The organism is Limnospira sp. PMC 289.06 (genome assembly GCF_032350395.1).
GTDB classification, from domain to species: Bacteria; Cyanobacteriota; Cyanobacteriia; order Cyanobacteriales; family Microcoleaceae; genus Limnospira; species Limnospira platensis.
Genome location: NZ_JARPLC010000546.1, coordinates 1 through 336, shown reverse-complemented (window position 1 = coordinate 336; position 336 = coordinate 1). Strand labels below are relative to the sequence as shown.

Genomic DNA, 336 nt, shown 5'->3' with positions numbered 1-336 from the left:
AATTTAGCCGCTTGAAATATACTCTTTTGGAGCTTGAAAACTTTCCGTTGAACCTTGGTCCATGGGATGGCCTTCCATGCGTTGTTCGTAGTCTTGATTAGTTTTGGTTTCCCAAACCCTTTCTTTAAACTCGCTATCGCCATTTGTACACCTACTAGACTCTATTTCTTACAATCAAACCGTGACCTGTTAGCATATCCCTACTATTAATGTCGGGCATTGGCTTCTGGTCACATCTCCCTCCCTAATGGGCTTGCGCTTACACTTTTTACTACTGACTTTCTCGACCAGATTGTCAGAGCCCAAGAGGGGTTAAAACGTTCCGTTTATATGGGC

General features: G+C 43.5%; 1 pseudogene. It reads right to left on the bottom strand.

Annotation, left to right across the window (positions count from 1 at the left end):
* Nucleotides 1-143 (bottom strand): annotated as a pseudogene (locus tag P5674_RS26200) (reverse transcriptase N-terminal domain-containing protein); the annotation flags it as partial.
* Nucleotides 144-336 lie beyond the last annotated feature (193 nt).